Source organism: Metabacillus hrfriensis (assembly GCF_030127205.1).
Lineage (GTDB): Bacteria > Bacillota > Bacilli > Bacillales > Bacillaceae > Bacillus_P > Bacillus_P dongyingensis.
On record NZ_CP126116.1, the window covers coordinates 4941879 to 4967014 of the forward strand.

At 40.9% G+C, this 25136-nt stretch carries 24 protein-coding genes; 8 read left to right on the forward strand and 16 right to left on the reverse strand.

The genetic code is table 11. The features are described 5' to 3' along the window. Window positions 1–14 precede the first annotated feature (14 nt). Both qoxA and QLQ22_RS24465 read right to left on the reverse strand, forming a co-directional pair. On the reverse strand, window positions 15–1073 hold the full coding sequence (gene qoxA / locus QLQ22_RS24460) for a cytochrome aa3 quinol oxidase subunit II (protein WP_223438726.1): 1059 nt from the start codon (window positions 1071–1073) through the stop codon (window positions 15–17). A 439-nt stretch (window positions 1074–1512) separates the two neighbouring features. Then, window positions 1513–3690: a DNA topoisomerase III gene (locus QLQ22_RS24465; protein ID WP_223438727.1), complete on the reverse strand. Its 2178-nt coding sequence runs from the start codon at window positions 3688–3690 to the stop codon at window positions 1513–1515. Between the two features lie 458 nt (window positions 3691–4148). Here QLQ22_RS24465 and QLQ22_RS24470 point away from each other — a divergent pair, with 458 nt between their 5' ends. Both QLQ22_RS24470 and QLQ22_RS24475 read left to right on the forward strand, forming a co-directional pair. Further along, window positions 4149–4508, forward strand: a complete 360-nt coding sequence (locus QLQ22_RS24470) for a DUF1801 domain-containing protein (RefSeq protein WP_223438728.1) — start codon at window positions 4149–4151, stop codon at window positions 4506–4508. A 153-nt stretch (window positions 4509–4661) separates the two neighbouring features. Then, on the forward strand, window positions 4662–6215 hold the full coding sequence (locus QLQ22_RS24475; protein WP_223438729.1) for an ABC-F family ATP-binding cassette domain-containing protein: 1554 nt from the start codon (window positions 4662–4664) through the stop codon (window positions 6213–6215). A gap of 15 nt (window positions 6216–6230) precedes the next feature. On the opposite strand, the gene QLQ22_RS24480 is transcribed toward QLQ22_RS24475, so the two are convergent. Further along, window positions 6231–6560, reverse strand: coding sequence for a hypothetical protein (locus QLQ22_RS24480; protein WP_223438730.1), 330 nt, complete (start codon window positions 6558–6560; stop codon window positions 6231–6233). A 165-nt stretch (window positions 6561–6725) separates the two neighbouring features. Continuing rightward, on the reverse strand, window positions 6726–7568 hold the full coding sequence (locus QLQ22_RS24485; RefSeq protein WP_284015760.1) for an aldo/keto reductase: 843 nt from the start codon (window positions 7566–7568) through the stop codon (window positions 6726–6728). A 340-nt stretch (window positions 7569–7908) separates the two neighbouring features. On the opposite strand from QLQ22_RS24485, the gene QLQ22_RS24490 reads away from it, so the two are divergent. Further along, window positions 7909–8670 (forward strand): IclR family transcriptional regulator, encoded by a 762-nt coding sequence (locus QLQ22_RS24490; RefSeq protein WP_284015761.1) that lies wholly within the window; start codon window positions 7909–7911, stop codon window positions 8668–8670. Window positions 8671–8824: 154 nt separating this feature from the next. Here the strand turns inward: QLQ22_RS24490 and kdgT are convergent, their stop codons facing one another. From kdgT to QLQ22_RS24520, 6 genes are all read right to left on the reverse strand, one after another. After that, a complete protein-coding gene (gene kdgT / locus QLQ22_RS24495) occupies window positions 8825–9826 on the reverse strand; it encodes a 2-keto-3-deoxygluconate transporter (protein ID WP_223438733.1) in 1002 nt (333 codons plus the stop codon). A 119-nt stretch (window positions 9827–9945) separates the two neighbouring features. Next, window positions 9946–10722, reverse strand: coding sequence for a 2-dehydro-3-deoxy-D-gluconate 5-dehydrogenase KduD (gene kduD / locus QLQ22_RS24500; RefSeq protein ID WP_284015762.1), 777 nt, complete (start codon window positions 10720–10722; stop codon window positions 9946–9948). A gap of 30 nt (window positions 10723–10752) precedes the next feature. Further along, window positions 10753–11583 (reverse strand): 5-dehydro-4-deoxy-D-glucuronate isomerase, encoded by an 831-nt coding sequence (gene kduI, locus QLQ22_RS24505; protein WP_284015763.1) that lies wholly within the window; start codon window positions 11581–11583, stop codon window positions 10753–10755. A 337-nt stretch (window positions 11584–11920) separates the two neighbouring features. After that, window positions 11921–12826 (reverse strand): phosphotransferase, encoded by a 906-nt coding sequence (locus tag QLQ22_RS24510; RefSeq protein WP_223438736.1) that lies wholly within the window; start codon window positions 12824–12826, stop codon window positions 11921–11923. Window positions 12827–12831: 5 nt separating this feature from the next. Continuing rightward, window positions 12832–14064, reverse strand: a complete 1233-nt coding sequence (locus QLQ22_RS24515; protein WP_223438737.1) for a DEAD/DEAH box helicase — start codon at window positions 14062–14064, stop codon at window positions 12832–12834. 99 nt (window positions 14065–14163) lie between these two features. Further along, window positions 14164–15474, reverse strand: coding sequence for a cytochrome P450 (locus QLQ22_RS24520; protein ID WP_223438738.1), 1311 nt, complete (start codon window positions 15472–15474; stop codon window positions 14164–14166). A gap of 153 nt (window positions 15475–15627) precedes the next feature. Here QLQ22_RS24520 and QLQ22_RS24525 point away from each other — a divergent pair, with 153 nt between their 5' ends. Together QLQ22_RS24525 and QLQ22_RS24530 are read left to right on the forward strand one after the other, a co-directional pair. Continuing rightward, window positions 15628–15798, forward strand: coding sequence for a hypothetical protein (locus tag QLQ22_RS24525; protein WP_223438739.1), 171 nt, complete (start codon window positions 15628–15630; stop codon window positions 15796–15798). Next, window positions 15799–15996, forward strand: a complete 198-nt coding sequence (locus QLQ22_RS24530; RefSeq protein WP_070878839.1) for a YwbE family protein — start codon at window positions 15799–15801, stop codon at window positions 15994–15996. It abuts the gene before it with no gap. A 377-nt stretch (window positions 15997–16373) separates the two neighbouring features. Here the strand turns inward: QLQ22_RS24530 and QLQ22_RS24535 are convergent, their stop codons facing one another. Together QLQ22_RS24535 and QLQ22_RS24540 are read right to left on the reverse strand one after the other, a co-directional pair. Next, window positions 16374–16946, reverse strand: a complete 573-nt coding sequence (locus QLQ22_RS24535) for a hypothetical protein (RefSeq protein WP_284015764.1) — start codon at window positions 16944–16946, stop codon at window positions 16374–16376. A gap of 12 nt (window positions 16947–16958) precedes the next feature. Then, the gene (locus QLQ22_RS24540; RefSeq protein ID WP_223438741.1) at window positions 16959–18140 is read right to left on the reverse strand and encodes a ParM/StbA family protein; all 1182 of its coding nucleotides are present in this window, start codon (window positions 18138–18140) and stop codon (window positions 16959–16961) included. Between the two features lie 420 nt (window positions 18141–18560). On the opposite strand from QLQ22_RS24540, the gene QLQ22_RS24545 reads away from it, so the two are divergent. Next, window positions 18561–19118 carry a GNAT family N-acetyltransferase gene (locus tag QLQ22_RS24545; RefSeq protein ID WP_223438742.1) on the forward strand — a complete coding sequence of 186 codons (558 nt, stop codon included), beginning with the start codon at window positions 18561–18563 and terminating at the stop codon, window positions 19116–19118. A gap of 134 nt (window positions 19119–19252) precedes the next feature. Here the strand turns inward: QLQ22_RS24545 and QLQ22_RS24550 are convergent, their stop codons facing one another. Both QLQ22_RS24550 and QLQ22_RS24555 read right to left on the reverse strand, forming a co-directional pair. Then, window positions 19253–20023, reverse strand: a complete 771-nt coding sequence (locus QLQ22_RS24550; RefSeq protein ID WP_223438743.1) for an alpha/beta fold hydrolase — start codon at window positions 20021–20023, stop codon at window positions 19253–19255. Window positions 20024–20268: 245 nt separating this feature from the next. Beyond that, the gene (locus tag QLQ22_RS24555; protein WP_223438744.1) at window positions 20269–21474 is read right to left on the reverse strand and encodes a class I SAM-dependent rRNA methyltransferase; all 1206 of its coding nucleotides are present in this window, start codon (window positions 21472–21474) and stop codon (window positions 20269–20271) included. A 225-nt stretch (window positions 21475–21699) separates the two neighbouring features. On the opposite strand from QLQ22_RS24555, the gene QLQ22_RS24560 reads away from it, so the two are divergent. Continuing rightward, a complete protein-coding gene (locus tag QLQ22_RS24560; protein WP_223438745.1) occupies window positions 21700–21954 on the forward strand; it encodes a GlsB/YeaQ/YmgE family stress response membrane protein in 255 nt (84 codons plus the stop codon). Between the two features lie 263 nt (window positions 21955–22217). On the opposite strand, the gene QLQ22_RS24565 is transcribed toward QLQ22_RS24560, so the two are convergent. Next, window positions 22218–22532 carry a CHY zinc finger protein gene (locus QLQ22_RS24565; RefSeq protein ID WP_284015765.1) on the reverse strand — a complete coding sequence of 105 codons (315 nt, stop codon included), beginning with the start codon at window positions 22530–22532 and terminating at the stop codon, window positions 22218–22220. A gap of 300 nt (window positions 22533–22832) precedes the next feature. Beyond that, entirely contained in the window at window positions 22833–23798 is a 966-nt protein-coding gene (locus tag QLQ22_RS24570; RefSeq protein ID WP_223438747.1) for a quinone oxidoreductase family protein, read from the reverse strand. 840 nt (window positions 23799–24638) lie between these two features. Here QLQ22_RS24570 and QLQ22_RS24575 point away from each other — a divergent pair. Further along, window positions 24639–25097, forward strand: a complete 459-nt coding sequence (locus QLQ22_RS24575; protein ID WP_223438748.1) for a hypothetical protein — start codon at window positions 24639–24641, stop codon at window positions 25095–25097. Window positions 25098–25136: the final 39 nt, after the last annotated feature.

Below are 25136 nucleotides of genomic sequence, written 5' to 3' on the forward strand. Positions count from 1 at the left end.
TGTTTCCTCCCTTCTCAGTGAGAATCGTGTGCTGAATGATCTTCAGTCTGTTCTTCTGATTCGTGTTCTGAATGATCTGTTTCCTGTTCGGAGTGGTCTTCTCCATGTTCTGAATGACCTTCTGATTTAATAGAATGATCGATGTTCATTTCTTTATTTGGATCTAATTTCTCTAAATGATCCACTTCATCATGCTTGTGCAATTCATAGCCGGATTGCTCGCGGACTCTTACTGCATACTCTGAGTCTTTTGAGTGATCCACCCATCCAAGATGCGTGTTAGAGAATGTCATTTTTCCAGTTGTTCCCGGAAGCATTAGCTGATCATATTGATCCTGTGTTAATTCAGGAGCAGAGTCTTTTGTTTTCTCTACCCAGTCTTCAAATTTATCTTCAGGCATAGCTTCTACATTGAATGTATGTCTTTCAAAGCCTTTACCTGTAAAGTTTGCATTTCGTCCTGCATATGTTCCAGGCTCATCTGCCTGAAGGAAAAGCTTTGTCTGCATTCCTGACATCGCATATTTCTGTCCGCCTAATTGAGGAATCCAGAATGCTGTCATCGTATCAGCAGAAGATAGTTTAAATTCAACTGCACGATCTTCAGGAATGTTTAAGTAGTTAACCGTTTCAATTCCCTCTTCTTCATAAGAGAAAATCCATTTCCAGTCAACAGATGTAGCATGTATGACTAAAGGTGCCTTGTCTTTTGAAGACTCAGGAGCCTCTTCTAGTGCATAGATGGTTTGCACTGTAGGAATTGAAAGTGCAATAACGATAATGATTGGAATAACCGTCCATACAATTTCAAGGAATTTGCTTCCTTCCATTTCAGGCGGTTCATATTCCATGTTGTCTTTGCGCTCACGATACTTCACAACAATGAGAGTAAACAGAACAAAAACAACAGCAAGAATGAATAGCATAAAACCTATCGACAAGAGAATAAGGTCACTTTGTGCAGCTGCAACTGGCCCTTTCGGATCTAGGATGACGAGTTCACTGCATCCGCCGAGTAAAAAAACAGAGAGTAATAGACCTAACGCTAAAAATGGTTTAAACAGCTTGAACACCAGGTTCACCTTCCTTCCTAATTAATAACTGATTCACTATAATCTGGATGCTAAAAGTGCATGCCTATAAATTATTTCAGAAAAACGATGATTTCGTTTTCTTTTTCCTCTATATGCTAGCAGAGCTAGCTTCCATATGTGATGCCATTTCTTAAATGTCACGAGAATTTCATCAGTCGTTCAAACAAATGTCACATTTTTATCATACTTTAGTCATATTTATGTAATTCCTTTCATTTATTGGAATTGAAAGTGCTTTAATGAAAATATTTCTTTTTAAGGATAAGTTAGACAGTAGATTCGTCAAACCTTTTTTACCCAATTCTATATGTGATCAAACTCACAAGAGTCTTTCAAACTCTCAGCTTAGAAGGCTTGCTGTAAATTTCTGTAAAAACATGAAAAGGCAGTCTCAGCTTAAAGCCAAGACTGCTTTCCATTAATCAAATTTTAATTTTGACAGAGCGTCTGCTAAAGCCGGATTTGAAAGCTCATCATTTTGTTTTTTCATGTAATTCGCGACTTCTTTTTTTGATACTTTGCTGTTTTGGGTTTTTTTCTTCCTTTCTGTAAACGCAGAAAGTTTTTCCCTGTGACCGCATCCGCAGACAAAGATCTGCCCTTCGCCCTCGCCTCTCAGTTCAAGCTTTTTGTGGCAGACAGGACATCTTGCGTTTGTTGTCCGTGACACTCCTTTGCGATACCCGCATTCTCTGTCTTGACAGACAAACATCTTGCCTTTTTTACCGTTCACTTCAAGCAGCAGCTTTCCGCACTCAGGACATTTTCGTCCTGTGATGTTATCATGCTTGAATTTCTTATCGCTATTTTTCACTTCTTGTACGACAGTCTTCGCATACCCCTTCATCTCCTGGATGAAAGCCTGCTTTGACAGCTTTCCTTTTGCGATTTGCGTCAGTTTCTGCTCCCATTCAGCTGTAAGCGCAGGTGATTTTAAATCCTGCGGCACAAGGTCCAGCAGCTGTTTTCCTTTTGAAGTGACGAATAGCTCTTTGCCTTTCTTTTCAACTAGGAAGCTGTTAAATAATTTCTCGATAATATCAGCACGGGTTGCTACCGTTCCAAGGCCCCCAGTTTCACCAATGACCTTCTTTAAATCAGCATTGCCGGACATATACTTCGCCGGATTTTCCATAGCAGACAACAGAGTTGCCTCGTTAAAGCGTGCAGGCGGTTTTGTTTCTCCTTTTGTCTGAGTAATGGACTGTATTTTTAAAAGGTCCCCTTTATTCAGTACAGGAAGTTTCTGCTCAGCGAGGCCTTCCTTCTCTTCATCCGTTTCAAACTCATAAACTTCCTTCCATCCTTGGGAAAGAACCACTTTCCCTTTTGCAAGAAACGTTTCCTGTCCAATTTTGCAAGTAATGGTCGTTTGTTCGTACTCAAAAGGGGGAGATAAAACAGCAAGGAACCGTTTGACAACCAGATCATATATTTTTCTTTCCTTATCACTGAAGGCAGACGCAATCACCGTTTCCTCTGTCGGAATGATGGCATGGTGATCAGATACCTTGCTGTCATCTACAAATGAAGGATTGCCCTTTATTGGTTTTTGAAGAATTTTCATCGCTGCTTTTGCATATGGCTTTACGCCGCACGCTTTTACTCTTTCGCTGAGCGTTTCGACAATATCTGAGCTGAGGTATCGGGAGTCTGTTCTCGGATATGTCAGAACTTTATGCTGTTCATACAGCTTTTGCATAATGGAAAGAGTCTCTTTAGCAGAATAGCCAAACCGTTTATTTGCATCACGCTGCAGCTCTGTTAAATCGTAAAGGCCCGGTGAAAAAGTCTTCTTATAAGCTTTGTCAGCAGAGATAATCACTGCGTCCTTGTCAGCAAGCTGTTTATTCAATGAATCGATTTTCTCTTTATCAAACGTCTTAATATCCTTCGTTTTTGCATCCTGCCATACTAGATGCAGGCCTGCGCTTGTATTTGCTTTTAAACCGTAATAGGCCTTCGGTTTAAATTGCTTAATTTCAATTTCCCGCTCTGCAATAATGGCAAGTGTAGGTGTTTGAACTCTGCCTGATGAAAGCTGGGCATTGTGTTTTGTTGTCAAAGCACGGGTAGCATTCATGCCGACAATCCAGTCAGCCTCTGCTCTCGCGACTGCAGAATGAAATAAATTTTCATATTCTTTGCCGTTTTTCAGCTTTTTAAATCCCTCTTTAATGGCTTTATCCGTTACAGATGAAATCCAAAGACGCTTAATCGGTTTATGAATATGAGCCTTTTCAATAATCCACCTTGCAACAAGCTCGCCTTCCCGCCCTGCGTCTGTTGCAATGACAATTTCCGTTACATCTTTCCGGTTTAATAAAGCTTTAACCGCGTGAAATTGTTTGCTTGTTTTTTTAATAACGACAAGCTTCAGTTCCTGCGGCAGCATTGGCAGGTCTTCCATTTTCCACGTTTTATAAGAATCACTGTAAGCCTCAGGATCTGCATGCGTCACAAGATGCCCAAGCGCCCAGGTAACAATGTACGTACTGCCTTCAAAGTATCCGTTGCCTTTTTTTCCGCATTGTAAAACTCTTGCCAAATCCCTTCCTACAGAGGGTTTTTCTGCAAGTACGACGATTTTTCCCATAGTCACATTCCTCACTTTCATTCGATATTATATGGTATCACAAAATGCAGCCGTAATATTTGAACCAATCATGATAGGGATCATCAAAATCTATGCAGCTTGCACCTCTCCATTTCTGACTATAAAATTGGCAGGATGGAAATCATCGTGCAAAAGAATAAAGGGACGATCTTTCATGATTGCCTCAGTTTTCATCGATGAACCTTATTGTTTTCTCGCCATATTCTAAATGAATACCGCTTTCTTTGTTAGAAAGCGCTTTTGCAAACAGCTAATAATTTCAAGTCGCTTGAAAAACCTTTATCTAATTTTTCTATATGTGTAAATCTGTCAAAATACATGGCTAAATTAGTTTCTCTCATCGGATTCCCCTTATGGCTTAAACCAAGTTTCCCCTTTTATGTTACCATAATTAGAAGAGATTCGTGATTTTGACAAGCAGAAAGTGAGGTACCTTGATGCACTCCGAAGTACAGCTTTATTTCCGCAAAGCAAAAGAAGAACATCTGGAGGATATGCACATGCTCCGGACTAAGATTCTTTCAGCCCTGCCTGGGGCAAAAGAAGGATTTGAATACGGATTTCCCGTTTATTACATGAACGGTGAGCCCCTCGTCGGCTATGCCGGAAGACAAGAAGGTCTCATGTTTTATGTAATGAATCCGAACATCGTAGCAGCCTATCATGAAGACCTTGCAACCCGTATTACAGGGAAAACCTGTATTATTATAAAAGAAAATTCTCAAACTTCTAAGCAAACTATTTTAAGATGCATAGATAATATGCTAACAGATTTAATGAATAAGCATGTCATGTAGCAGCGGAATCGCTGCTTTTTTTTGTAAATATACTTTATGCAGAATAAGAGGCAGTGCCATAATGTTCCGGCTTTCCGGTATAGCTTAAAACATAAGGATTTAGTATGATGGTAGAATGAATATTTTAGAATGCAGCGGAGGGTTAAATAGAATATGAGTTTACTTACAATTGAGAAGTTAAGCCACAGCTTTGGCGACCGGATCTTATTTAAAGACGTTTCCTTCAGACTTTTGCCTGGAGAACATGTTGGTCTTGTCGGCGCAAATGGTGTTGGAAAATCGACCATGATGAACATTATTACGAAAGAGCTGATCCATGATTCAGGCAAAGTGGAATGGACACCCGGCGTTCATTACGGATACCTTGACCAGCATACTGTGTTATCAAAAGGGAAAACAATTAGAGACGTTTTAAGAGACGCTTTCTTGCCTTTATATAAAAAAGAAGAAGAATTGAACGAAGTCATTGGACTTATGGGCAGTGCGAGTCCAGAAGAACTGGAAGAGCTGCTTGAGAAAATGGGGGAAATTCAGGATCACCTTGATGCCGGCGGATTCTATTCCCTGGATATTAAGGTAGAGGAAGCAGCACGCGGTCTTGGCCTTGATGCAATCGGACTTGACCGTGACGTATCTGCACTGAGCGGAGGACAGCGGACAAAGGTGCTTTTGGCAAAGCTTCTGCTTGAACAGCCTGAGGTTCTCCTTCTGGATGAGCCTACCAACTATTTAGATGTTGAGCATATCCAATGGCTGAGCCATTATCTGAAAGAATACCCAAACGCATTTTTGCTGATCTCCCATGATACTGAATTTATGAATGGTGTCGTTGATGTTATTTTCCACTTAGAATTTTCCAAGCTGACACGCTATACGGCTACTTATGAAAAATTCCTGGAGCTTGCGGAAATCAATAAAAACCAGCATCTTCATGCTTATGAAAAGCAGAAGGAATTCATTAAAAAGCAGGAAGATTTCATTGCAAAAAATAAAGCGCGCTACTCAACTACCGGACGTGCAAAAAGCCGTCAAAAACAGCTTGACCGCATCGACCGGATTGACCGTCCTGAAACAGCGATGAAGCCGACCTTTGAATTTAAAGAGTCACGAGGAAGCAGCCGATTTGTGTTTGAAGGTAAAGACGTTGAAATTGGATATACACACCCGCTTCTTCCAAAGCTCACTATGACCATTGAACGAGGAGAGAAAATTGCGATTGTCGGGTGCAATGGAGTAGGTAAATCTACTCTGCTCAAAACGATCTTAGGGAAAATAAATCCATTAGGCGGTAAGATCCAGCTAGGTGATTTCCTTTTCCCTTCATACTTTGAGCAGGAAGTTAAAGCAGAGAATATCACGCCAATTGATGACGTCTGGAATGCATTCCCCGGCCTTGATCAGCATCAGGTTCGTGCGATGCTTGCACGAGTTGGCTTGAAGAATGAGCATATATCCCGTCCATTAAATCAGCTTAGCGGCGGAGAGCAGGCAAAAGTCCGCTTATGCAAATTGCTCCAGTATGAAAGCAACTGGCTCCTTTTCGATGAGCCGACAAATCACTTGGATGTAACAGCCAAAGAAGAATTAAAGCGCGCATTAAAAGCATACAAAGGCACAGTCATTCTCGTATGCCATGAGCCTGACTTCTACGAAGACTGGATTACAAAGGTCTGGAACGTGGAAGAATGGGCAGAAGCAGGCAAGTGAGCCGACTGGATGGCTTCAGAATGAAGCACAATAGATAAACAAAGCATCCCCGCAAGGAATCTGCGGGGATGTTTTGTTTATTTTATTAGATTCTTGAACAGATGCCTTTGGATGCACTTCAAGCGTTCCGGTATATTCTATCATTCCTATTTCACAATTTTCACCGATCGTTATGTGATTTCCTCTAACTAACTTAGCTTTAGTAAAATCAAGCTGTATGTTGTCTCCTTCAATAACCTCCGAGTGAAGACAAGGGTCAGATTTTAAAAATTGAAACAGCCGCCTAAATAGATTAAATGACTTGTCATTGCTGGCCGTAATCTTCTCGCCGCCAATTTCCTTCATCTTAGAAACTCAGTCTTCCTCGCCACACCGTATCCTTCACTCATCTTGAAGTTCAATCAATTCCATAGTTTAAAAGTGGAAAAAACAGCAAAGTATACGAAAAGAGCCAACATAAAAACGGACCTCTCAATTAAAAAGAAGTCCATTTTTGTGAATCAATCTTTATCACTCAAACCCTACACTCATCGTATCAGGATGTGAACCGGCACGGCTGTCCTGATTTAGACCATCGATTTCTGCAATTTCTTCTGAGGTGAGTTCGAAATCAAATATATCAGCATTTTCAACAATCCGCTGTTCTTTAACGGATTTAGGGATCGTGATGACTTCATGATGGAGATCCCAGCGTAAAATCACTTGAGCAATCGATTTATTATATTTTTTAGCGATTTTTTCAATAACAGGTTCATTTAGCAGCTGGCCCTGCTTTAAGGGGGACCATGCTTCGAGTCTGATTTCTTCTTTTGTGCAGTAAGCCATAAGGTCTTTTTGAGTGAGATGAGGGTGAAACTCTACCTGATTGACCATCGGTTTTATTTCAGCGGCAGCAATGAGATCCTCAAGGTGATGAATCTGAAAATTGCTGACGCCGATTGCACGTACACGTCCTTCTTTGTAAAGTTTCTCGAATGCTTTCCATGTTTCTTTATATTTGTCTTTTCCAGGCCAGTGGATTAAATAAAGATCAAGATAATCAAGTCCAAGTTTGTTCATACTTGTCTCAAATGCATTCAATGTGGATTCATATCCCTGCTCACTGTTCCAGAGCTTCGTTGTAATAAACAATTCTTCCCTTGGAACTCCGCACTCCTTGATCGCCTGGCCGACGCTTTCTTCATTTTGATATATCGCAGCTGTATCCACGCTTCTGTATCCGTTTTTGATGGCAGCTTTAACGGACTGAACGGCTTCTTCTCCATTTTTTACTTTAAAAACACCCAGTCCCATCCATGGCATTTTCACTCCATTGCTTAGTATAACGCTGTCTTTTAAATTAGCTGGTTTCATTTCTTCGTCCTCCCTTTTTTAATCACTTACTATATACCCTAAGTGGAACTCAAATCCTCTTACTTACTGAACATTCTCCACCATATTAGGCTTCTGAATTTTAACTGCCTCTGCCTTTTCATCCGCTCCTGCGACCAATGCATCAGGCATCCAGCCGCTCTTCTAAATGCATTTATCATGTTAATAACCGTGGTCTTCCCTCCAATTAGGTGTCAATGTTACATCCAAATAAGATTTCCTAATTTAAATTTACAAAGTTATTACTATACCGTATCATAAAGGACAACAGCGCTTACATCCTGCATACTACCAAATCACAAAACAAAAGAGGTCGTAAAAAATGGCGAATGTTCAATCACTCGAACGGGCTCTCACATTATTAAACAAGCTCTCCGAATATCCAGAAGGCATCCAAATCTCGCGTTTAGCAGAGCAAGTTGGGCTAACTAAAAGTACAGTTCATAGATTGCTTGCCACTTTAACGAACATGAACTATACGATTAAAGATGAAGAAACTGACAAATACAAAATTGGGCTTCAAGTTCTTTTTCTTTCAAGGAACTTAATCAACAACATAAATGTTGTCACCATAGCAAAGCCTTTTCTGGAAAAACTATGCCAGGAAGTGAACGAAACGATTCATTTGTGCATAGAGGACCGCGGGGAAGTGATATACATTGATAAAATAGAAAGCAATCAGACCATCCGGATGTATTCCCGAATCGGCAGCCGCGCACCAATCTATTGTACCGCGGTAGGTAAAGTGCTGTTATCCGGTATGGATAAGGATAAAAAGAATGAAACAATTTCAAAAATGAAGTTTATTCCTAAAACTCCTACTACCATTACATCTAAGGAAGAATTCCTGGAAGAAATCGAAAAGGTAGATTCTCAAGGCTATGCCCTGGACAACTCAGAAAATGAAGCTTCGCTCATGTGCATCGCCTTCCCAATCTTTGACCATAATGGCAAAATCATTGCCAGCTTCAGTGTTTCCGGACCAAACAACCGTGTAACCCCTGAACTCATCGAAACTTCACTGATTGGAAAAATGAAGCAGTGCAGCATTGAAATTTCAAGGAACCTTGGCTATAGCGGCTAGAAAGTAAGTCGTAATCCGTATGTCGGGATTGCGGCTTTTTTGATAATGAGTTTGAAGAGATTACAGATAACTTTTGGTTCAGATTTTCTTCATTTTCCCATTCCCTCATTAATGAAAAGAAAGAAAGACATCCAATATGTCTTCCTTTCTCCGTCTATAACACGGAAGCTTTCTTATCTCCCTGCAGAATTATTTTATTGCGGTTATTTTTCTTATTCATAAACTGAGCCCAGTAGGCCGTAAGAATCGGCACTAATATAGAAGTCACAATTACAGAGGCTGCTACCAACGCCGTAGCCGCTTCTGCTACTGGCAAGAATTCCGGCTTAATATTAGCGATAATCATTGGATTGGCTACCGCGGCACCCGCCGTACTTGATGCAGCAAGACCTGCTGTTCCATTTCCGCCGCCAAGGAATTTATCTGCAAGCATTAATGGGATGCCTGTTACCACAATGACTAAAATTCCCAGAATGATTCCAGCAAGACCCGTTTTTGCTATAACCGTTAAATCAATCGAACTCCCTAACGCAAAGCCAAAGAACGGAATCATTACATGCACCGCTCTGCTGAAGAATTCACGCAGATCGGTATCGAGATTTCCAAGAATGAACCCAATCAGGAATGGCAGAACAGCCCCGACAAACGCCTGCGGTTCAAAAGCAGCGAGGCCCGTTGTCCCTAGAATCAGCATCGTAACAAGCGGTCCGGATTCAAGCGACATTAAAACAAATGCTCCCGCTTCTTCCTTCGTTCCATACTGCTGCATGATGGAAGCATACAAGCCGCCATTCGTCATATCCATCATCGCAACTAGTGCCAGAACGGATAGACCGGCGAAGAGCCCCGATTGAATGCCTCCATCCGGAATAAAAGCAGATGCCACAATTGCCACGACCCAGGCAACGGCAATTTTGGTTACTACAAGTGTCCCAGATTTCCGCAGCACAACACCCGTCGCTTTAATATTAATGCTCGCACCCATACAGAAGAACCAAACCGCCAAAATTGGCACCGTTCCTGTCATCAGGCCGTTGGTAAAGGAACCGAAATACTCTCCAGATCCAGGTGCCAGAGTATGGATAATGGCACCAAGGAATAACGGGACAAGCATTAAACCGCCTGGAATTCGTTCAATCGTTTTCATAATTTTCATATCTCTCTACCCTTCCAATAAGTTAATGTCATAAGCAAATCTTTTCGGTAGATTCATGATGTTTTAATATTCTTACTATTCTCTGGAGAACTGGACACATTTATTGCCCGTTTCGCCTCTTACCGTGCGAGCCAGCCGCCATCAACTGCCAGAACATGCCCATTCATGTAGTCAGAAGCCCTGCTTGCTAAAAAGACGACAGCCCCCATCAAATCCGAGGTTGATGCCCATCTTCCTGCCGGGATACGAGAAATAATTTCTGCATTCCGCTGCTCATCAGCACGAATTGGGGCAGTATTCGCCGTCTCGACATACCCAGGAGCAATGGCGTTGATTTGGATATTATGTGCCCCTAATTCATTCGCAAACGCTTTCGTAAGACCCGCTACTCCATGCTTGCTCGCCGTGTAAGGCGGAATAAACTTGCCGCCCTGGAAGGAGAGCATTGAGCCGATATTAATGATCTTGCCCCGCTTCTGCCCGGCCATGACCTTTGCCGCTTCCTGGCTCAAAAAGTACACCGAGTTCAAGTTGACATCCATCACGGCATTCCAATCCTCTTCCGTATATTCAAGCAGCGGAGCTCGTCGGATCGTTCCGGCATTGTTGACAAGAATATCAATCTTCCCGTATACCTTCATACACCCATCCACTATTTGCTTCACGCTCTTTCTTTCAGACAGATCTGCCTGAAAGAAATGAACCTTCCTGCCTGTTTCTTCAATTAATGATCTTGTCTCTCCCCAATTCGCACCTCGGGCAGCAATGAATAAATCTGCCCCCGCTTTAGCAAGTGCCACCGCATAGGCCTGCCCAAGTCCTGAATTTCCACCTGTCACAATCGCTGTCTGGCCTGTCAGATTAAAATAATCCAATGAAAAATCCTTCATACTCATCTTGCCTGCACCTCCCCCGAAAACTTTTGTTTATCGCAGTTCATTCATACTTACAGCATCCATATCCCGATACGTCTTGTTCTCTCCGGCCATCGCCCAGATGAACGTGTAGCTGCCCGTTGCCACACCGCAATGAATGGACCATGGAGGAGAAATGACCGCCTCCTCATTCTTCATGACAATATGACGAGTCTGATCGGGCTCCCCCATCATATGGAACATTCTGTCCTGCTCATCCAAATCAAAATACAGATATACTTCCATTCGGCGGTTATGCGTATGAGTCGGCATCGAATTCCACACACTTCCCGCATGAAGCTTCGTCATTCCCATCGCAATCTGGCAGCTCTGAATGCCCTCCTCGTGAATCATCCGCTTGATCACCCGGTCATTCGCATTCACATTCGAGCCCATCCGATCTCCTTCAATGTTATTAAAAGCGACCTGTTGAGTCGGATACTCTTTATGCGCCGGCGCAGAAAACAAATAAAACTTCGCTGGATTTGCGGCGGAATCGCTTTCAAATAGCAGTTCCTTCTTCCCCATTCCTACATACAAACAATCCTTTGTTTTCATTTCATATGTATCACCATCAACTTTAATTTTTCCAGATCCGCCTACATTGAATATCCCCACTTCTCGGCGCTCCAGGAAATAATCTGCCTTAATCTCGTCATAGCCCTTTAAAGCAATCACATCTTCCAAAGGAGATATTCCGCCGACAATAGCCCGGTCCTCCATGGAGTAAACAAGCTTAATTTCTCCTGCTTCAAATAACGCCTCAATCAGGTAATGTTCTCGAATCTGTTCCGTTGTGAAAGTTTTTGCGTGCTCCGGATGTGTAGAATATCTAATTTCCACCGTTTCTCTCTCCTTTTATGCTGCAAATAATTTTTAAAGCGCTTTCAAATAACAGCTAATTCATGTACTGATCTTTACTGCTTGTCCTTGATGATGTCATCCCTTTTACGAGGGAAATTATTACAAACGTTATATTAGATTTACACTGTTCCACATCGTGGTACAACGTTCCATAATTTAATTATAGCGCTTTCATTTTTAGAAAGCTAGAGGGATTTTCAAAAAATTCAAAGGTTTTAATAAACAAGTTAGACTATTGTTTTACGGACTTGCACCTTTTAGCTTATGAACATACCCGGCACAAAAAAAGACCAAGCCCATTTTACGGGCTTAGCCTTCAACTCATCGCATGCTTTAATGCTTTATCAATAATTCTTGTCAGCTGCCAGTCCTCCAGATCGATGCCATAAATAAGGAGAACGGCAAGGGTATAAACAGCTTTAAATCGTGCTAATTCAGACGCTTCTTCACTTATTTGCCCGTATTCTTCAAAAAAAGAGGACCTTGCTTCTAAAGGAAGAAGGCTGTAAGCAGCTGACAAATCAATGGCAGAATCCCCAATATGAGTATCTCCCCAGTCAATGATGCCAGTCAGTGAACCCTTTTCGTTCACTAAGATATTTCTAAGATGCAAGTCTCCATGCACTAGACACTTTTCAGATGCTTCACCAATTGGGACAAGCATCTCTGCATATTTATGCAGCTGTTTGATAGTATCACTTTCCGGACGAAGACTGTACAGCTTTTCTGCAGTTTTATTTAGCATCGGAATTCGTTTGTTCATATCAAGTCTTCCGAGGCAATCATACTTAACTCCCGCCATCAGTGCTTTATCCACAGGAATTGCATGAAGGGTTTTTAAAAACTTTGCCAATGGAATGGCCATGCTGGCGCGCTGCTTTTCCGTTAATTCAGCTGGAGGCTGGCCTGGCAGAAAAGAATAGCCAAGATATGGCCATTTATAGTCAAATCCAGGGGAACCGCTGAAAATAGGCACTGGTATCGCTATTCCCATGTCAGGCAGCATGGGCAGAAGCCGCTCTTCTGTTTGCAGTAAATCGACAGCAATCTGCCTGCGGGGGAACCTGAAAACATAACATCCGTTGACTTGGAATACCGTATTGTCAAATCCTTTTCCGAGCAGTTTCGCATGAACAGGGTGAAGCTCGGGAAAATCTTTTGTGATTAGCTTTTCCGCCAGGGACTCTGATACCGTTTGTTCTGGAGACCAAGGATTTCCCACAGCATTTACCTTGGCCTTCTTGGTACTTTTCCGCGATTGGATTGTGATCCTCTTTTTGCTTTTTCAGGACGGTAAACCTGATCTTTGTTTTTGGGCTGAGATGTGTATTCGGAAGAGGGAATTTCAATCTTTTGTCTCGGAAGCTTTAGCGCAATCCCCTTTTCAATGGTATGGAGGTCGTCCATATCTTTTGGCGCGGCAAATGTTACAGCCACTCCTTCATCACCGGCTCTTCCCGTTCTTCCAATCCGGTGAATATATGTTTCTGCATCGAGAGGCATATCATAGTTATAGACATGGGTCACCCCTTCTACATCTAGTCCTCGTGCTGCTACGTCTGTGGCAATCAAATATTGAATTTTGGCTTCGCGAAATAGTTTCATTACCTTTTCTCTTTTTGCCTGTGATAAATCGCCGTGGAGCTCTTCTGCTGCATACTTCCGAGCCTTCATTGCATCAAACAGTCTGCCTGCCCTTATTTTTGTCCTGCAAAAGATAATCGCAAGGAAGGGACGCTGCTCGTCTAAAAAGCGAAAAAGAGCCGCCTGCTTAGCCCTGTCGTTCGTTTCAACTACAAGCTGTGTAATTTTTTCAACAGTAATCTGCTTTTCCTGAACTGTAATATCTTTGGGATTTGTCATATATTGCCTGGACAAGTCTCTGACTTTATTTGTGATTGTTGCTGAAAACAGCAGTGTCTGTCTGGAATCGAAGGTTTGGGCTATAATTTCTTCAATATCTTTCTGGAAGCCTGCCTGAAGCATTTGATCAGCTTCATCAAGGACAAGAGTGGATACTTTTGAAAGATCAATTGTCTCCCTCCTTATGTGATCCAGGATGCGTCCCGGTGTCCCTACAGCAATGTGAATGCCGCGACCCAGTTTTTTAATCTGACGCTCCACATCCTGGCCTCCATAAATGGCAAGAACTCCTGCCTCATTCAGTCTGTCTGTAATCTTCTTTATTTCTGCCGTGATTTGGATGGCAAGCTCTCTGGTCGGAGTAATAATCAGCGCCTGGACTTCTTTATCCTCCGTGTTGATTTTTTCAAGAATCGGCAAAACAAATGCAAGCGTCTTTCCCGTTCCTGTCTGGGCTTTCGCTATAATATCCTCACCTTTAAGGACAGCAGGAATTGCTTTCTCCTGAATTTGAGTAGGGCTTGAAATACCTTGGTGCTTTAGTGCTTTATTTAATCTATCGGAAATTCCTAATGCTGAAAACGTCATTCTTCTCATATATCCTCTCTATTATCCGTCGTTGCTTAGATTCTTATTGTACACTGTATTTCATGAAAAAACTCAGACAAGTGAACCTCTATTTCCCAGAAAATATCACTATCTTTTTACTGCAGTCATATGAATCCCGTTTTTGATGCGGAGAGAGACAAGCGGTTCTGGCATCAGAGCTCGCTTCTCATCCGCAAACTCTAACCGAAAATGCTTTAGGACTGCTGCAGAGATCAGCACAGCTTCCATCATGGCAAATTGGCTTCCTATGCATCCCCTTGACCCTGCTCCAAACGGAAAATATCCGTATATCGGAATCTGATCTTTCTTTTCTTTTGAAAAACGATCAGGCATAAATTCTTCCGGAGAAGTGAAATAAGCTGGATTTCTGTGCAGGACGTAAGGGCTGATCAGGAAGATGGAGCCTTTCTTAAATGTCTCATTTAAGATTTCAGCATCCGCCTTTGCCTCCCTGAGCATAATCCACGCAGAAGGATAAAGTCTTAGTACTTCCTGTATAACTTGATTGGTATAAGGCAATTTTTTTAGATTTTCAAACTTTAAGCCGTTGCCAAAAAAGTCCAGTTCACTAAGCACTCTTTCCTCAGCAGCGGGATGTTTGGCAAGAAGGGCAAAGACCCACGTTAATAAATTTGCAGTCGTTTCATGTCCTGCAATTAATATCGTGACAATTTGATCTCTTATTTCTTTTTTCGATAATGATTGACCGTTCTCATATTTTGTTTCAAGCAGCAAAGACATAAGGTGATCTCCTGAAGACTTCTTCATTCCTTCTTCCATTAGATAATCAGCCAGTTCATTCAGTGTTTTGACTCCTCTTTTGTAGTTTCTATTTTGAGCAGTAGGCAAAAAATCAGGGAAAGGAAAGGGTGTCAGCAAGGATTTTGCCGTTTTTTCAATGATTTCGCTTACTGCTTTAGTAATATGAGTCGTATTTGGAGAAAGATCAACTCCAAACATTGTTTTGACGATGATCCGAAGCGTCAGATTCATCATATCTTCATGAATTGGCCTGGTTTCTCCGGATTCCCATGAGCTGATCATTTCCTGAGTCATTGAGGTTACAGTTTCTGCATAACCGGCGATTTTTCGTTTATGAAAGGCAGGCTGCATCATTTTCCTCTGCTGCCTATGCTCCTCGCCCTCGCTTGTTAAAACACCGCTTCCAAGTGTTTTCCCAAGTGTCCGTGCAGAAGAACCTTTTTCAAAATACTCTTCTTTTACAGTTAATATCTGCTTAACAGCTTCTCTGGAATGGATTATGTAAGATGTATTCTTTGAATGAGGATTTATGGCAACGATGTCCCCTTGTGTATGGGTTTTTAAAAGAAAAAGAAGAGGGTCTTTTCGAAATTCTATATAGTTCCGCAGCTGGCTTCCGCCTAAAGGTACAATCATATCAATTCTCCTAAACAGATTCGTTACTAATAGTATACAGCAGCCCTGTAAATTAATCAGATTCAGGGAATGCTTTTAGAGAGAGTTCTATTTTTATTTTGGGAATGATAGTATAATGACTGTACATCTAAATCTAAAAGGGAGGTTTGTCCTATGTCAGAAAAGAAAATGACACTTGAAGAGGCGATTAAACAAAAGCTTGCCAGCAAAAAACAGGCACAAGCAAACGGAAATGCCAGTATGAAAGGCTCTAATCAGACGAAGAACATGAAGAGTCAGGTTTCTAAGAAAACAAATAATCAGCGCAGAAGAATGGGTGTTTAAATGAACGGTCAAAACCGCGAACATATTAAACCTGGTACGCCTGTTCAGATTGTCCTGAAGCAGGATCAGCGATCAGGAAAGCTTACGGGCGGTGTTGTAAAAGATATTCTGACAAAATCTGCTTTTCACCCTCACGGAATAAAAGTGCGACTTCAGGATGGTCAAGTAGGCCGAGTAAAATCAATTGATGCTCCTTAAGATTATTCAGTATAAATGATTTGCTGATAGGGATCATAAACGAGGATATAAACGGTCAATTGCCCTTTTATCACCTCTATACTCTGTGATAACCGGAAACCAAAGTTCGCAGATTAAGACATTTTCCAGTGTTTCCGTCTCCAGAACGCAGAATGTCCTCCTGAAATCAGCCTCTCTAATGATTTGACTCATAAACTTCTGGCCTCTATATTTCTTATCAACTGCGACCATGTCTACTATTAGATGTGGTTTTTGTCTTTTAAAAAGCCATTCGTTGGTTTTCTCGCTTTTTTAATAATAGATACTATTTACAATATTGCTTTGCATATACACTTTAACCAAGACAAAAAAGCTAACATCTGCTGTTAGCTTTTTTATCATTTATTCATTTTAGAAAGAAACCCGCCGATCAAATCATCCGCTGTTTCTTCTTTTACTTCTTTTTCTGCCGATGAAGCTGACTCCTGCAAAGCTTTTTCCCAATCGAAATCATCAAGGCCTGCATTTTCATCAAAATCCTCGTCAGGCTCAGGTTCCTGCATAGCCGGACGGCTGCCAGACGGAAAAGGTGTTTCCTGCAAGTAAAGGGCCTCATCAATATCAAGGGCCCTGCTGTTAAATGAAGCAAGAAGAGAAGCTGCTCTAATTGGATCAGCGAGAATCTGGTACACGATGCTCCCAAGCAGCGCTTCAGAGTGCTCGTGTTTAATCCAGTCTCTCTGCGCTTTGCTGAGTTTTTGCGGAAGCGGAATTGTGATGCTTTCCTTCTCTTTAACAAAAGAATCGCTGACACCCTGTGCTACAAATTCAGCAATTTTGCTTGAGAAGTTCCTTTTTTCCGTTTCTTTCAGCTTCTGCAGCTGTTTTATTATGTGCTCAGGAGTATCTGAGGGGATGCGAAACGTAATCGCCTGTCCCCTTTGAATTCCTAATGAAGCGCCTTTATTCATAAAACCACCCTATTATTTGGTAGTAGCTGCTTTTTTATCTTCACTGCTTTTTTCTTTGTTTGACTTGCGGTAAAAGTCAAAAACGAGCTTATAATAAGCATTTGCCATCATCCAGATGCTTTCATTCTCATCTTCAAAGAAGTCAATATTGTAGCCGTCAAGATTGTTATTAAGCGTTTTAAGGTAATCTTTCAGAACAACGGCTCCTCCGCCGACAAAATAGCAGATTTCAGTTTGTGAGTTCTTTTGCCAAACGTTGCGCAGGTGGCGATATTGCTTCTTCGCAAGATCTAAGAGAATGCGATCCGTAATATCATGAACGCTTGTGCGGCTACCTCTTACATAGATATGATTGCGGTCAGTCTTCTTGGTGATGATTTCCACTACATCACGGCGGCTGTCAAGTTCAACACCATGCTTAGTACGGATCTCTTCACGGATTGCTTCAAGTGATTCTACAACGCCAAGGTTAAAGCCCTGTGCTTTATCGTCATCTACATTGCGGTTTTTAATTACTGCGATATCAGTAGAAAGGCCGCCGATATCCTGGATGATGATGCGCTTATCAATCAAGTCTTTATTGATGATGTTTAAATCCTTGTCCATCACTAAGTTGATATAAGCTGCAAATCCCTCAGGATATACTTTCACTTCGTCAAATTTGATATTTACTTTTAATCCCTGATATTTAGGAGTAATCAAAAATTCAACTTGATGTACATTTCCAAGAAGCTTAGAACGGTAACCGACATCCTTGCCTTCTTTTGCTTCTCTTAATGGGAGTCCAGTTCCAAGAGTATATGTTGCATCAATAACTTTGTTATTTCTGCGGAACACCTTTTCATTTTCAGGTTTTACTGCATCAAGTGCAATTGAAGCAAACAGCATAACTAGCGTTTGATCTTCTTCTGATTTGCTGCTGCCAGGATCAAGCTCAGAAGCATTGTCGCTTTTTGTAGCTAAGTGCCCAACACGGTAAATAGCATTATTTTCTTTTAAAGCAGGGGAGTGAACTTTAATATGGATTCCATCAAGCGGATCCTTGCTGTCTAATTCTTCGATTCCAATGACTGGGCGATCTTCAATGTCTCTTGCAATGACATTCGGTATGTATAGTTGAGAGTCGTATTTTCCGAAAATTGCTTTTACTGCATCATTTCCAACATCGATTGCTGCGATTCTAGAATTACTCATGAACACCATTCCTTTCACTTCATGAATTAGTATAAAAATCCATTCTATTAAAGAGTATTAGAGATTGATAGTTTCGTCAATAGAGTTATAATGATTACACTTTTGTATACTTGTTTACAAAAGTGTTTACAACGCATACAAGGATGTATACAACGTAGACATTTTGTATACATCCTTTAATACCGGGATGCGTACACGTTTGTATACATGTATACATTATTGAAAACATTTTATTACATTTTGTTTACATGTACACATAACTTGTATACATGTAAACACCAACCCTATATATGGAAACTGATGGACAGCCGCAACTGCTAATTCATTTTGTTAATCTTGAAATTAAGAAAAAATAGCGGCAGGTAAAGAGGCGGTACTTGTCGAAATAAATCATTTTAAAGGAGAAAAAGGAGAACAAAAATGACATCATTTCCACAATTAGAAACGAACCGTTTACGGCTAAGAAGTATTGAGAGTTCTGACGCTGTGAAATTGTATGATTATTTCTCAAACAAAGAGGTAACAAGGTATTATGGAATGAATTCTTTTAAAACATTAGAGGAAGCAGAGTCCCTGATTAATACGTTTCAAATCGGCTATCAATCAAATAAACTCATACGCTGGGGCATTGAGCTCAAAGAAACAAATGAACTGATTGGAACATGCGGATTTCACGCAGTGTCAAAGAAGTACAAACGAGCTGAAATAGGCTATGAAATCTCTCATCTGCATTGGCACAAAGGCTATGCATCAGAGGCCATTAAGGCCGTACTTGCTTTTGGATTTAAGGAGATGGAGCTAATCCGAATCGGAGCGGTGGTTATGCTTGAGAATTCCCCTTCTAGAAGCGTTCTTCTGCGTTTAGGCTTTAAAGAGGAAGGAAGGCTAAGGAATTATATTATCCAGGATCATATGCCATGCGATGTTATCATGCATTCTCTCCTTGAGGAAGAATGGAAAAAAAGCAGCTTCAGTTGAATGCTGCTTTCTTTATTGGTTAGATTTTAGGCTGAGGCAGTCTTTCAAGCCATCCATCCTCAACATAACAGCATTCATTATAAACAGGCAATGTGCTGCGCCCGCTTTTTCATTGAGAGGGATAAAGATATGTCTTAGAGTAGGTTATGGCTTGTTTTATTTATTTCTTCTGCACAATCTTTGATTGAGTCAATCACTACAGCTGGTTCTGATAATTGCGGAAAATGTCCACTTTTTTCAGCGACAATGTGTTTGCTGTTTCTTGACAATGAAAGTAATTCCAATTGATTCTCAAGTCGTTTTTTTCGAACTTCCTCTGGCATCATTCGATGTTTTTGTCCACCTGTAATTACAAATACAGGTATTTCGGGAAAAGTATTGATTTGGTGAATTTGATTCACAGTTTTTTTCACAAAGTTAACTTCATTAAATTGTTTATGTGAAGATAAAGTATCAAACATCGTGAACATCTTATTAATAGTTTTTACTGCCTTACCTTGATATTCATTAAGGTTTATATCTTTCGGGTGGCTGGATTCTAAAAAAACAATTCCTGCTACTTCATTTGGGTAAAGTCGGGCATATAAATTAGCATATAAGCCGCCTAGTGAATGTCCAACCAGTAAGAATGGAGGTTCAAATTCCACTATTGTTAATGCTTCACGCAGAGTGTTAACAATAGTTATCCCGTCTTGGATTTCTTTCGGTTTATCGCTGCCGCCAACACCAAAACGATTATAGGAAAAGACTGATGATGATTCCGAAATTGCCGGCAGGATTTTCATCCAACCCTCTATCGGTCCCGATCCGCCGTTAATCAAAACTATATTTGGTTTGCCGTTTCCACTAATATTATATTGTAACGTCCCTTTAGGTGTTTCCACTTTATATTTCTCTATTTTCAATGTCTGCACACCTCACTTTGTTTACATTACTTTACGTGTACAACAAGCTTTTGGTTTCATCTATTGAAGTTCTAGCCAATGCTAATGGGAGTCTTTGAGAAAAACAATTTTTGCGAAAGTTATAGGGAAACTAAGACATTCGTATCATTCAACGAGTTTTTAATTTATATATTTTATAAACCAACCTTTACCATTGCCTTCAAATATTATTCATAACTAACTAGTACCATAAGAAAATCCAGTCATTATTTGACTGGATTCAGCTTTTCTATAAACACCACTTTTAAATAATTTCCCTCTTGGAATTCCTTTATCGTTTTAAAGTCATCCGGCAGAGAAAACTCTTCTTTTATCTTGTATTTTCCGCCCGTTTCTTTAAAGGCGGTATCGATAAAAGCTTTAAATTTCTTCATTGAGAACGTGCTGCAGTTTGTTGATGCGACAATGACCCCATGTTCTTCCGTTAAAGCAATAGTTTCTTTAAGCAGGTCTTTATAGTCCTTTGCAGCACTGAAGGTATATTTTTTAGATCTTGCAAAGCTTGGCGGATCAAGAATGACAAGGTCAAACTTTAGATTTTTTTTCAGTGCATATTTAAAGTAATGAAAAACATCTTCAACAATAATATCCTGTGCTTCATAATCAATCTCATTAATGCTGAATTGCTCAATGGTTTTGCTCAGACTCCGGTTTGCCAGGTCAACACTGGTTGTTTTTACAGCTCCGCCGAGTGCAGCAAACACAGAAAACGCCCCCGTATAGGAAAATAAATTTAGAACTGTTTTTCCTTGTGCATAACGGTCTCTAATGGTCTTTCTTACATCCCTTTGATCAAGAAAAACACCAACCATTGCGCCATCGTTTAAATATACAGCAAATTTCACGCCATTTTCCTTTACGATTAACGGGAATTCAGGTCTATTCCCTTCTACAAACCCATCTTCCTCAACAAACTTCCCTTGGGAATCAAACCGTTTTTTCTGATAGATCCCGCGGATCTCAGCACTTTTCTTTAAGGCCTCAAGAATATAGAGATTAAATTGGTAAATCCCCTTACTGTACCATGTCACCAAATAGTAGCCGTCAAAATAATCGATTGTTAATCCGCCAATGCCGTCCCCTTCACCGTTGAAAACCCGGAAGGCTGTCGTGGCTTCGCTTTGGAAAAGGTTCTTCCGGAACTGGATGGCAGCTTGGATTTTCTGATCAAAGAAGGCTTGATTCATTTCTTCCCTTTCACTTGATGTGAGAATCCATCCGATTCCTTTATTTTGCTTTCCATAATATCCTCTGCCAATAAACCGCTGCTGATCATCAACAAGTCTGATAAGCTCGCCTTCATGCTTTAAGTTAGAAAGATTAACTACCGAATCCTTTTGAATCAAGGGGCTGCCATTTTTCATTTCCTTAACATATTTAGATTTAATCGTGAGTGTGGTCTCTTTTTTCATAGTTCCGTCCCATCTTAAAAAATTATGCTTATCTTATTGTTACCATACTACATGAAACAACTTGCACTTTCTAGGAAAGTCCTTGTTAAAAAAAGAAGTATTTTCTTCATTTTTTCTGGAAATTATTAAATAAATTTCAGCAAGATGTTTCTTTTCTAAAAGGCAGGGGAATAACAACCATAGAAACAAAAACCAACCACTATCTTAAGAAAGGCGGAATTTAAAATGGGCTTTATTTTATATCTTATCGTTGGCGGTTTAATCGGATGGTTAGCTGGAGTTATTTTAGGCAAAAACGTACCTGGAGGCATTATAGGGAACATCATTGCCGGTATCATTGGTGCTTGGATCGGCGGAGAGCTTCTTGGCACATTTGGACCAACTTTAGCAGACATCGCCATTATCCCTGCATTGCTTGGAGCTATCATCTTTGTTTTCTTATTAAGCCTTGTATTGCGTTCAATGCGCAAAAGAACTTAATGAATTGGAACGGAACACCTGCTGAAGAATCAGCAGGTGTTTTTTATTTTTAAAAAAAAGCATAAAAAAACCACTGCTTTTTTCAGCAGCGGTTTAACGTTTATTAGTAAGTTGTACGTCCGCTATTTTTACGCTTGTTAAGCATTTTCTTTACAATAGGATAGACGATTGGAGCATATTTTATCGCTTTTCTAATCAGTTTTTTCAATGTAAACTCCTCCTCTTTTCTTTTTATTTTCCCAAAAAGCATACATAGTAAACGCTTAAGAACCAAAGTACAAGTGGTAATGTGTTTGACAGCCCGGATTAAAGGCAGACTCGCAATTGGGACAGGTATTGCCGCTGTTCATATATTCTTGTATCGTCAGCACTTGACGGCAAGAGCCGCAAAGCACAGCAGGCATATCCCGTTCTGTTTTACCCCATACCTCTGGATTGTGGTCTGCCAGCTCCTCGTGGCATTCAAAACATGCATAGTAGGTCCCGCAGCATTTAAATTTGATGGCAATAATATCTTTGTCAGTCGCATAGTGTCGGCATCTTGTATTTGCATCAAGTGCAACTCCTTTAACGCTCATTAAACGCACACTCCATTCTAAAAAAAAATTAATTGAAAGGATAAGGATCCATTCGGCCTTAAATTTCACTTATTCGAATAATTAATAGGGTAATTTATCAGAATGAGCCAGAAACAGGGCTATATGCACCGATTTAAGTTTAATAAGGTATACTATAATTCACACGAAATGAAAGCTAACAGCGGCATCAGATCGTCAAATAACAGCATCTAAAGCTGCGGGAATGGAACGGAAAAGATTAACTCAAACATGGCAGATAAAATCCTGCAGAAAAGTCCGGGTAAAAAAGCAGCCTCCCCTTTATGGAATTAGAACAATTTTCCCCGTACTTTTTCTGCTCTCAAGATAACGGTGCGCTTCCGCTCCATTTTCCAGAGCAAAGCGGGCGGGTTCAGCAATGCGAAGGGAACCTTCTGCAATCCACTTGAACAGAGTTTTCGACCTTGAAATGCGCTCTTCTCTGGACGTAAGCACATTCCAAAGATCACCGCCTGTCAGCGTTTTAGAAGTATCCATCAGCATTCTCGGGTCAATATGAACAGGATCTCCCCCTGCCATGCCGTAAAACACGACGGTTCCGCCAATGCGGGTCGCATCAAAGCTGTCCATAAGCGTAGAACCTACTGATTCATAAACAACATCAGCCCCATTTCCATCTGTCGCCTCAAGGACTTTCTGCTTCCAGTCATCGTTATAAACAAATGCCAGCTCTGCACCTGCTGATTTTGCGATACTTGCTTTCTCATTAGTAGATACAAGCGCGATGACTTTCCCGCCCAATAAACGAATGATCTGAACGAGCAGCTGCCCTACACCGCCCGCTGCAGCGTGAACAAGTGCCGTATCACCCTCTTTAATCTTATAGCTGTCAGACGTCAGATAGTGGGCTGTGAGCCCTTGAAGAAGCACGGATGCTGCTGTTTCAAATGAAATCTCATCAGGCAGCGGAATCACCTTTTCAGCCGGTGCTGCCGTATATTCTGCATTTGAATGCGGAACATCTGCAAAGCCGACCCGGTCACCTGCTTTAATGCCCTGTACACCGCTGCCGACTTCTGCTGCAATTCCTGCTCCCTCATAACCTAATATGTATGGCGGCTCTCCTTCTAAGTGGTAGTTTCCTTTTCGGCGGTATACATCCGCAAAATTCAGCCCGACTGCTTTCATGTTAATTAAAACTTCGTCCGGTCCCGGAACAGGCTTTGCAAGCTCTGCTGAAGTCAATACTTCAGGCGCTCCGAATTTATTGAAGACAAGTGCTTTCATTTCAACATTCCTCTCCTGCTGTTTGATGAATTTAGTTTATCAGAAATGGCTGCCTTTTATTGTTTTAATTCAACGATTGCCTTGACCTCAATAAGTTCTTACGTTTAATCTTGAGAACTCAAAGAGCACTCACAGACCGTGATTGAGTACTCAACCTCGAGTCCCCCCTAGTTTTTGAGCACTCAAAGAGCACAGTTGGGTACTCTAAATGAACAAATTCGGGATTTTGTGCACTCACAGACCGTGATTGAGTACTCAACCTGACTCCCCCCTAGTTTTTGAGAACTCAAAGAGCACTGTTGAGTACTCTAAATGAACGAATTCGGGATTTTGTGCACTCACAGACCGTGATTGAGTACTCAACCTGACTCCCCCCTAGTTTTTGAGCACTCAAAGAGTGCAGTTGAGTACTCTAAATGAACAAATTCGGGATTTTGTGCACTCACAGACCGTGATTGAGTACTCAACCTGACTCCCCCCTAGTTTTTGAGAACTCAAAGAGTGCAGTTGAGTACTCTAAATGAACAAATTCGGGATTTTGTGCACTCACAGACCGTGATTGAGTACTCAACCTGACTCCCCCCTAGTTTTTGAGAACTCAAAGAGTGCAGTTGAGTACTCTAAATGAACAAATTCGGGATTTTGTGCACTCACAGAGCGTGATTGAGTACTCAACCTGGAGTCCCCCCTAGTTTTTGAGCACTCAAAGAGCACAGTTGGGTACTCTAAATGAACGAACTCATTTGAACATGCAGGATCGTTTTCGTTCCCAGTCAAATAAATGATTATCGGCTCCTTGTGATATAATAAACAAATTGAATCGATTATCGGAGGATATGTATGCTTACTTTTGAACAAAAGCTTGCTGTTATTGAATCATTTAAAGAATTGCAAAGAAAGAACGTTTCTCTTGGAAGAATCAACTTTCATTTTGAAGAAAGTATTTACGATAAGAAAAATGTTGTTTATCATCTTCATCCAAACGGAAATGGTTTCGTTTATGCTGAATATGTAAAAGGATACGCTGCGAATGATAAAGGCATGGTTAATATTCGTGATTTTTCTGAAGAAGAATTGCGCAGCATCATCAAAAAATCCATTCATTCGCTTTCTGTGCATGAAGACGAGCAAATAGAAGAATTTGAAGAAGAAAAATGGACAAATGAGGATGGACAGACTCTTGTTTTAATTCTGGAAGATGGTATGTGGAATGTCTACGCTGGATTGAACCTTGACGGCACGTTTACCACTTATAAAGAGGCTGCAAATTACTTGCATGAAGAAGGATTTTCAGCTTAAAAAAGAAACCGCGGGCATGTGATGTGTCCCGCGGTTTTT

Excerpts from the sequence above, each read along its gene's own strand:
- QLQ22_RS24540 (WP_223438741.1), bottom strand. The coding sequence starts at position 18,140 with ATGAGTAATTCTAGAATCGCAGCAATCGATGTTGGAAATGATGCAGTA.
- QLQ22_RS24560 (WP_223438745.1), top strand. The coding sequence starts at position 21,700 with ATGGGCTTTATTTTATATCTTATCGTTGGCGGTTTAATCGGATGGTTA.
- QLQ22_RS24565 (WP_284015765.1), bottom strand. The coding sequence starts at position 22,532 with ATGAGCGTTAAAGGAGTTGCACTTGATGCAAATACAAGATGCCGACAC.
- QLQ22_RS24475 (WP_223438729.1), top strand. The coding sequence starts at position 4,662 with ATGAGTTTACTTACAATTGAGAAGTTAAGCCACAGCTTTGGCGACCGG.
- QLQ22_RS24545 (WP_223438742.1), top strand. The coding sequence starts at position 18,561 with ATGACATCATTTCCACAATTAGAAACGAACCGTTTACGGCTAAGAAGT.
- kdgT (WP_223438733.1), bottom strand. The coding sequence starts at position 9,826 with ATGAAAATTATGAAAACGATTGAACGAATTCCAGGCGGTTTAATGCTT.
- QLQ22_RS24470 (WP_223438728.1), top strand. The coding sequence starts at position 4,149 with ATGCACTCCGAAGTACAGCTTTATTTCCGCAAAGCAAAAGAAGAACAT.
- QLQ22_RS24575 (WP_223438748.1), top strand. The coding sequence starts at position 24,639 with ATGCTTACTTTTGAACAAAAGCTTGCTGTTATTGAATCATTTAAAGAA.
- QLQ22_RS24465 (WP_223438727.1), bottom strand. The coding sequence starts at position 3,690 with ATGGGAAAAATCGTCGTACTTGCAGAAAAACCCTCTGTAGGAAGGGAT.
- QLQ22_RS24515 (WP_223438737.1), bottom strand. The coding sequence starts at position 14,064 with ATGAGAAGAATGACGTTTTCAGCATTAGGAATTTCCGATAGATTAAAT.
- kduD (WP_284015762.1), bottom strand. The coding sequence starts at position 10,722 with ATGAGTATGAAGGATTTTTCATTGGATTATTTTAATCTGACAGGCCAG.
- QLQ22_RS24490 (WP_284015761.1), top strand. The coding sequence starts at position 7,909 with ATGGCGAATGTTCAATCACTCGAACGGGCTCTCACATTATTAAACAAG.
- QLQ22_RS24485 (WP_284015760.1), bottom strand. The coding sequence starts at position 7,568 with ATGAAACCAGCTAATTTAAAAGACAGCGTTATACTAAGCAATGGAGTG.
- QLQ22_RS24535 (WP_284015764.1), bottom strand. The coding sequence starts at position 16,946 with ATGAATAAAGGCGCTTCATTAGGAATTCAAAGGGGACAGGCGATTACG.
- QLQ22_RS24555 (WP_223438744.1), bottom strand. The coding sequence starts at position 21,474 with ATGAAAAAAGAGACCACACTCACGATTAAATCTAAATATGTTAAGGAA.
- QLQ22_RS24480 (WP_223438730.1), bottom strand. The coding sequence starts at position 6,560 with ATGAAGGAAATTGGCGGCGAGAAGATTACGGCCAGCAATGACAAGTCA.
- QLQ22_RS24530 (WP_070878839.1), top strand. The coding sequence starts at position 15,799 with ATGAACGGTCAAAACCGCGAACATATTAAACCTGGTACGCCTGTTCAG.
- QLQ22_RS24570 (WP_223438747.1), bottom strand. The coding sequence starts at position 23,798 with ATGAAAGCACTTGTCTTCAATAAATTCGGAGCGCCTGAAGTATTGACT.
- QLQ22_RS24520 (WP_223438738.1), bottom strand. The coding sequence starts at position 15,474 with ATGATTGTACCTTTAGGCGGAAGCCAGCTGCGGAACTATATAGAATTT.
- QLQ22_RS24525 (WP_223438739.1), top strand. The coding sequence starts at position 15,628 with ATGTCAGAAAAGAAAATGACACTTGAAGAGGCGATTAAACAAAAGCTT.